Source organism: Delftia sp. ZNC0008 (assembly GCF_000799035.1).
Classification (GTDB): Bacteria; Pseudomonadota; Gammaproteobacteria; order Burkholderiales; family Burkholderiaceae_C; genus Comamonas; species Comamonas tsuruhatensis.
Map to the genome: position 1 here is coordinate 1 of NZ_JTKZ01000360.1, position 6251 is coordinate 6251.

The following is a 6251-nucleotide window of genomic DNA, read 5'->3' on the forward strand; positions in this document are numbered from 1 at the left end:
CCGCGTCAGGCCCAGGCCCGCCCCCCGCGCCGTGCGGCTGCTGTTCTTGACCAGATAAAAGGGCGTGAAAAGCTCGCCATGCAGGGATTTCTCTATGCCCACGCCCGTGTCGCAGACCTCGAACACCAGCCGGGCCTGCGAGGCCGTGCCCGGCACGCTGCGCAGGCGGACGATCACATGGCCGGCCTCCGTGAACTTGATGGCGTTGCTGATGAGATTGCCCAGGATCTGGCGGATGCGCACCGCGTCACCCAGCACCGACTCGGGCACCTGCGCGTCCACACAGGAAAACAGCAGCAGGCCGTTTTGCTGCGCCATGGCGGCATAGGAGCTGGTGCAGTTTTGCACCAGCTCCCGGGGATTGAACGGGGCCTTTTCCAGCTGCAACTGGCCGGCCTCGATCTTGCTGGTGTCCAGGATGTCGCTGATGATCTGCAGCAAGATGGAGGAGGACGCTTCGATACGGTCCACATACTTGCGCTGCAGCTGCGTGAGCTCGGTCAGGCCCAGCAGCTCCAGCGTGCCCAGCGCGCCATACAGCGGCGTGCGGATTTCGTGGCTCATGGTCGCCAGAAAGGTGGACTTGGCCTCGTTGGCCTCGTCCGCCGCGATTCTTGCCCGCTCCAGGTTGCTCTCGATCTCCGCGCGCGCGCTGACGTCGGCAAAAATGCACAGCGTCACATCCTGGCCGAGGTAGCGCGTGGGCGCATAGGCCACATGAAGCGTCCTGCCCTGCTCGGTGACCAGGCGCTCCATGGTGCCTGCGGCCCGGGCATGGACAATCTCCTCCAGCGCCGCCTTGTTCTCCGGCGAGCCGGGACGCAGGTAGCCATCGGCCGAGTGCAGCCACTCCTGCACCAGCGAGTTGCTGAAGATGATTTTCCCGCTGCCGTAGGCCACAAGGCAGATGGCCACGGGAGCGGTTTCGATCAGCGTCCTGTTGAATTCATTGCTCTCGACGATGACCCGCTGCGCCTCCTGCGCGGGCGCAATCACCTTGCGGTTGAACCACCGGGTATAGGCCACGCCGGCCAGCAGGCTGAGCAGCAGGGCCAGCACCAGGCCGGCAGAAGGGGCGAACAGCCTGCCCTGGAAAAAGGTGGCGTAGTCCACCTGGTAGTAGCCGGTCCACCGGCCGGAGGCATCCTCGGTCTTGAGGATCAGGCCATTGCGCGTGTACTGCATCCCCGTGTCATCCACCTGCGGGACGGGGCCGGTGCCCATGAGCACGCCGAAATCCCGGTGCTCCAGCCAGAAAAGATGCCTGGGCAGCGTATGGATGGTTCTTTCTATGGCGCTGATGCGCTGGCGGCTGAAAAGGATGGCGGCGTAGATCGGGCTTGTGGCGGCTTCGTCGCCGGCTTCGATATGGCTTGAAAAGCCGGCGGCGACCATGCCGATCATCTTCTCCGGGAACTGGGGCGACCGGAACCAGACGATCTCCTGCGCCGGCGCCGTGGAGCCGGCGCCCGGCCGGGCATCGGCGGCCCTGGCCCGCAGATGCGCCTTGACGGCGGCAATCGTGCTGTCGAACATTTCCTGCGTGACGCTCTCGTTGCCGATGGGCACGTCGATGGCCGGCACGCCGATGCTGATCGCCCCGTCCTCCTTGGTGAAGAAGGCAGCGGCTGCCGGAAAGTAGGAGCCTGCCCAGAAGGAGGAATAGCCCGCGGCCAGGGAGCTGCCCAGCGAGAAAAGCCGGTCCGGGAGCGTGTCGCAGGCCGCGCGCGCAGAGCATTGCAGTGAAAAGGGAATGCCGCCGATGGCCTCGCGGCCACGGAACATGCGGTAGTCCGCCTGCGCAGGAGCGGGCACGTCGACGATGGTGGCTAATCTCTGGTCCGGCAGCGCTTTCCAGGACTCGTTGCGACCCTTGAGCCGCCGAAGGAAGATTTCCTGCTCCTGCAGCGAGCCGACGATGGCGGAGAAGTTCAAGGCCAGGCGGCCCTGCTCCTGCTCGAAAATCCTCTCCGAACCCCACAGCAGCACGGCGATGAGGAAGATCGCCAGGGGAAGCGCTCCAAACAGTACCCGGTTCTGCCAGCGTGTGGTGCGTGTGATCTTGCTGAACGGGGAGTCGGGCATGGACGCCTTGCGTGCTTGGGTCAGGGGGGATTGCCTTGGTGCCGGGGCTCGGACGCCAGCATAAGGGCAAATTCAACCGCAGGCACCGCGGCGGACAGCAGATAGCCCTGCACGCAATCGCATCCGATGCTGCGCAGCAACTCCAGGTCCTGGGCGGTCTCCACGCCTTCCGCCGTCACCGTCAGGCCCAGTTGCCGTCCCAGTTGCACCGACGACGTCAAGGCCGCAGTCCGCACCTCGTCACCTGCCGCACCGGCCACGAAGGCCCGGTCGATCTTCAATTCGGTGAAGGGCGTGGAGATGAGGCTGTACATCGAGCTGTAACCCCGCCCGTAGTCATCCTGGGCCAGGCCGAAGCCCTTGAGGCGCAAACGGCTCGCGCTCATGTAGTAGTTGGCGGGTATGCCCACGGCCTGGTCCTCCAGCAGCTCGAACGTGATGTTCTCCGCAGCAATGCCGCACCGGGCCGCCATGCCGTGCAACTCGTCCGGCAGGCCGATATCGTCCAGCAGCGGTACCGGCAGGTTGACGGACACAGGCACGACATGTCCGGCACTGCGCCAGGCCAGGTGCGCCGACATGGCGTCTTCCATCATCCGCACCAGCAAGGCATGGTCCAGGCCATGGAACCGGATGGCGGACATGAACGAGCCCGGCATCATGAAGCCGAACTGCGGATCGTTCCAGCGCGCCAGCGCTTCCACGCCGACGATGTGGCCCGTGAGCAGGGATTTCTTGGGCTGGAACCAGGCCTGTATGGTTTTCTCCTGCAAAGCCTGCACCAGGTGGGCCTTGGCGAAAATCGGCCGCTCCCTGATGCCGGCAGCGGTTTTCCCCTCGTTTGCATGGACGGACCTGAGTTGGCTGACCAGCGCCTGGACATGGTCCGTGCCGAACGGCTTCTGGAACATCCCGATGACGGAAAAGCCGGACTCCTTGGCCATGAGACTGACGCTGTTCATCAGCCGGCGCGAGCAGGAGGTGGATATCACGAGCATGGGATGCAGGTCGCGCCGGCTCAATTCATCGATGAACTGCAGGCCGTCCATGTCAGGCATCTTCAGGTCGGTGATGACGAGATGGAATCCGCCGTCGCCCAGCTTCTTCAGGGCCTCCCGCGCGTTGCAGGCCATGTGCGTGTCCGTGAGTCCCGCCTCCATGAGCAGGCTGCGCGCGTGCTCGCAGCACAGGGGATGGTCGTCCAGGATGAGTACTTTGAATGGGGCCAGCATGGGTTCAGGTCCTGCCTTGCTTGATGTTGTTCAAGGTGGTGCGCAGCACCGCCAACGTGAATGGCTTGCACAGCAGGCTGTCGAAGCCGGCCGGCAGTCCGTCGCCCTGCCCTTGCGATTGCTCTTGCGCCTGCGTCTGGGTCTGCGGCTGCGGCTGCGCATTGGCCGTCAGCCCGACGATCGGGCGGACATACCCGCGCTTTCTGAGCGCACGCGCCAGGGCCGGGCCGTCCAGCAACGGCATGTGCAGGTCGGTGAGAACGGCATCGAATTCGAGCAGGCCGGGCAGGGACAGCGCGTCCTGTCCATTGCTGGCCTGCTGGACCTCGCAGCCCAGCAACTGCAGCTGCTCTCGCAGGATGATCCTGTTGATGGGGTTGTCTTCGACGATGAGCACCCTCAGCCCCAGGGGCTCGTAGACCTGGGCGGCGGCGGCATACAGGTCGGGGCGCGCACCCGGCGCAATGCCCTGCTGGGCCAGGCCCAGCGCATGGCCCACTGCCGGCACGCCAGGCGCGCTGGCCTCCCACACACAGGCCTGCACGGTCTCGCGGGGGCTCTCGCCCGGCGCCAGCGCCAGAACGCATTTGCCCATCCATTGCGGACGGCGCATCGACCGCGGCCAGGCTTGCACCAGCACGGCCTGCTCATTGGGACCCTGCACCTGGTCCCGGTAGGGCTGGGCCATGGCGCCCCAATGCCGCAGCCAGGCGCACAGGTTGTGCACGACTTCCGGAATGGCGCCATCCACGTAGACGGTCTGCGGCAACAGACTGGGCACTGCCTCATAGCCTGCCGCGCTCTCGCGCGGCAGGCGCAGCTCGAATGACACGCAGGTCCCCAGTCCCGGCTGGCTGGCGGCCGTCAGCCGCCCGCCCATCTCCTGGCTGAGGCGCAGGCAGATGGACAGTCCCAGGCCCGCGCCCTGTACCTGCTGCTGGGTGGCCGCATGGGCACGGAAGTACGGATCGAACAGGAAGGGCTGCTGCTCCGGATCGATGCCGATGCCCGTGTCCTGCACCTGGAACCGCAGGTCGGTGCCTTCCTCGCTCTCTCCCATGACCTGCAGGCGGATGGCCACATGGCCGGAGAACGTGAACTTGATGGCATTGCCCACCAGGTTGTCCAGGATCTGCCGCAGCCGCAAGGCATCGCCCACCAGCAGGGGCGGCGTTTTCACATCGGAGACGGCATACAGCTGCAGGCCCTTTTGCTCGGCACGCGACAGCAGGCCTGCGGCCACGCTGTCGAGCAATTCGGTGGCCGAGAACGCCTGGGCCTCCAGCTGCAGCCGGCCCGCCTCGATGGCCGACAGGTCCAGGCTGTCGTTGACGATGCGCAGCAAGGAGGCCGATGCCTGCTGCATGGCCCCCAGGTAGCGTGTCTGTTCGGAAGGAACTCTGGACAGGGCCAGCAGCTCCAGCGTTCCCAGGATGCCAAAGAGCGGTGTGCGTATTTCATGGCTCATGGTCGCCAGAAACTGCGTCTTGGCCTGGCTGGCCGATTCGGCGCGCTGCTTGGCATCGACCAGCGCTGCCTGCGCCTGCCTGAGCGCCGTCACATCGCTGACCAGGCAGAAGACCACCGGTTCGCCCCCGTGGGTCGTGGGCGTGGTACGGACCTCCACCCATCGCCCGTCCCCCAGCGCCAGTTCACGCGGGCCCTGCTGCGCGCCCCCGGCCACGGCCTGCTCGAACCAGGAAGCATCACTGCGCACCCACTGCCGGGCCAGCGCATTGGACAGCAGCAGGCTGCGATCGCTGCACCGCACCAGCGCCAGGCCCACGGGTGCCGTGTCCAGCAGCTTTCGGCAGAGCGCGTCACCGGCGGCGCAGGCCCCTGCCCGGCTCCAGGCCGAAGCCGGCACGCCGCGTCGCAGCCGGCGCACGCACCATGCAATTGCAGCCATGAAGGCAAGTCCCAGCGACGCGGACCCCAGCAGCAGCCAGGCGTGGGCCCTGACCAGTTGCCGCGCGGGCTCCCAGCGGCCTGCAAGCCATCCGGCGCTGGTCGCGGATTTGCGCAGCAACAGGGATTCGGGAAGCGCCCGGCCTGCCTGCATCAGTGAATGGAGCGGCCCGGGCTGGCCCTGCGGTGCGCTGGCGCGCCACGGCCAGCCATAACCGGCTTGCGTGTGGATGGCTGCGTGCGTGGCCCCCACCGCAGCGTCCAGCAGCAGGAAACATCGGTCCATGAAAAACAACTGAATGTCTCGCACGGGCACATGGGCGACGCTGCGCGATGGCGTCGCCGGGGCGGCGTCGACCCTGCCGCCGTGACCGGCGCAGGCCAGCATGGCCATGATCGCCAGCGCAAATGCCATCAAGTCACGCCGTGCCAAGGACAGGCACAGCCTGTGATGTGTCGATCTGGAAGAAAACAAGAGAGCTTGAAACTGGCGCATTGCCGAATCTTAGGAATCAAAAGGCGAATTTGGACTAAGAATTTTCTTAATGCTGAAACCTCTTGCACGCCGCCTCGCCAAAGAGCGATTTCAAGCATCGATCCGCCATCGGAAAATCGTCAAATCTCTTTGAAAATGCCATTATTCCTGTCACTTTAAGAAAATTCTTAAACCAATATTCCGATGCCCTGGAGATCATTGCCGGATTGATTCATCGACAAAGGCTGCTCCGTTTCTGACCACCCCTGTGATATTGCACACAGACGTCGCGCATGCAGAATGCGAGCGCTATTTCACGTCCTGTATTGCGCAATATCCAGAATGCGTTTCGGCGGCCCATTTCAGGGGAAGTAAAAATGGCAATGAGGATATACAGGCAACGATTCACTACCAGGCCGGCAAGCAGGCCGCTGCGCCTGCTCGCCCTGGCGTTGCTCTTGCAAGGCTGCATCGCCACGGCCCACGCATGGACCGTCGTGGTGGACAGCGCCGCCGACGCAAGCGGCCCGTGCGCCAGCACCGGCCTGGGA

General features: G+C 65.1%; 3 protein-coding genes. All 3 read right to left on the reverse strand.

The genetic code is table 11. The features are described 5' to 3' along the window. Positions 1-2085: histidine kinase dimerization/phospho-acceptor domain-containing protein (locus tag L995_RS11835; RefSeq protein ID WP_047471904.1), on the reverse strand; the 2085-nt coding region annotated here is incomplete at its 3' end. 20 nt (positions 2086-2105) lie between these two features. Next, positions 2106-3317, reverse strand: a complete 1212-nt coding sequence (locus L995_RS11840) for an EAL domain-containing response regulator (RefSeq protein ID WP_047471906.1) — start codon at positions 3315-3317, stop codon at positions 2106-2108. A gap of 4 nt (positions 3318-3321) precedes the next feature. Beyond that, complete coding sequence (locus tag L995_RS11845; protein ID WP_156136040.1) at positions 3322-5640, reverse strand: ATP-binding protein; 2319 nt, start codon at positions 5638-5640, stop codon at positions 3322-3324. Positions 5641-6251: the final 611 nt, after the last annotated feature.